The following is a 1,851-nucleotide window of genomic DNA, read 5'->3' on the forward strand; positions in this document are numbered from 1 at the left end:
AATCTGTTTTATCAACATCTCAAGAAGGAAAAATTCTCATCAGTGGTCGTATTGAGAGTGATGAAACTGATATCGGTACAAAGATTTCAGGTACAATCATTTCTGTTGCGGTAGATGAAGGAGAAAAAATAACTAAACATCAAAAAATTGTTCAGCTTAATGATGAAGAAATTCAGGCTCAATTAAAAGGTGCTACTGCTAATTTAGTTTTTGCTCAGCAACAAGAGCTTAAAGCTCGTATCCAAATCAATTTAGTTAAAAGTCAGATTTTGGAGGTGCAACTAAATTTCAAACAAGCTAGAGAAGATACTAAAGGTCAAGTTTTTCAAGCGGAAGCATCAGTTGCAGCTAATCTTGCTCAACTCGATGAAGCTAAAGCTAAATTAGAAGAATCTCAATCTGGGTTAAAATTAGCAAAAACCAATCGCGATCGCTTTGCTCAATTAGTACAAGAGGGAGCAGTGACCAAACAACAGTTTGACCAAGCTAAGACAAATTTTGAAAAAGCCCAAGCAACTGTCGAAGCTAGTGTTGCATCAGTTAATTCTATTAGCAAATTAGTAAACGTAGCCGAAGGTCAGTTAGTACAAGCTCAAACTAGTACTCTTAACCCAGATATTATCAACGCTCAACTTAGCAGACTACGAGCTGAATTAGACCAGGCTCGTTTACAATTGACTGCGGTTCAAGCTCAAGTTGAGAACGCCAAAGCTTTTCAACAAAAGATTCAAAGCAAAATAAATTATCTAGAAATTACTAGTCCTATTGATGGCGTAGTAATTAATCGTCTTGTTGAACCTGGAGAGGTCGTTAGTAGTAATCAAAAACTCTTGACAGTGATTGATCCTGATAATGTTTATCTCAGAGGATATATTCCTCAAGGAGATGTTGGCAAAATTCAAGTGGGACAAAAAGCAAAGATATTTATTGATTCAAACCCAGATAAACCTCTGAGTGCTAAAGTAACTGCTATTGATACTCAAGCATCTTTCACTCCTGAGAATATCTATTTCCGAGAAGATCGAGTTAAGCAAGTTTTTGGCATCAAAATAACTATTGATGATCCTCAAGGATTTGCTAAACCTGGTATGCCAGCAGATGCAGATATCATAACCGAATAAAGTTTTACTATTTATATATTTAACCTTTACTTTCTATTTACTTCATAAATCTCCGTATAATCAAATTCATTGGGACTTTGTCTCACCAAAGGATAAGTTTCTCCTCCCAAATCAATATAATCTTGTTCACAATCTGGCTTAGAAGAATAGTAAATCAATAAATATTCCTGACCTATTCTGGTTGATATTTCTGCTTCAACCTCCCCTCTCCATTGAGTCTTTGTCACTAACACCACTAACTGATTTGCTAACTGGGGAATTATCTTGGCAATTTGTCTACGATATTGTGCATCTAAACTCCCAAAAGGGGAATCCATCACAATCGGGAAAGTACTGCTTTCAGGAACCATTAACATACTATTGCGTGCGTTACAATCCCTGACTCTATCAATAATACTGGCAATAAAAGATAAACTGAGAATTTGATTCTCACCTGTAGAAGCTGCAACTTTTGCTTCTACACCTGTACTTTTTTCGATCAGATTCAGTTCGTATTTGTGACTAATTTTCGGAATATACGGAACAAAGGCAATTTCACTAAAAATTTCCTGTATCCTAGTTTCTAATTGCAAACGAAATTGTTTTTCTTGCCGTAATTTGACTTCTGACAACCTTTCAATTGCATCTTGGGTGGCTGTAATTCTACGTTGTGCTATATTTTGTCTTTCTTGATTAAATTTTTGTTGATTTATCTGTTTATTTAAATCTGCAATACCCCCTTGTAAATTAC

Annotated in this window: 1 protein-coding gene and 1 pseudogene; one reads left to right on the forward strand and one right to left on the reverse strand. The window is 35.4% G+C overall.

The genetic code is table 11. From position 1 onward, the window contains the following. Positions 1-1,121: HlyD family secretion protein (locus tag CALSC_RS25385; RefSeq protein WP_143288400.1), on the forward strand; the 1,121-nt coding region annotated here is incomplete at its 5' end. 26 nt (positions 1,122-1,147) lie between these two features. Here the strand turns inward: CALSC_RS25385 and CALSC_RS25390 are convergent. Further along, positions 1,148-1,851: pseudogene (locus CALSC_RS25390) on the reverse strand (AAA family ATPase); the annotation flags it as partial.

It is taken from the genome of Calothrix rhizosoleniae SC01, assembly GCF_900185595.1.
Lineage (GTDB): Bacteria > Cyanobacteriota > Cyanobacteriia > Cyanobacteriales > Nostocaceae > Calothrix_A > Calothrix_A rhizosoleniae.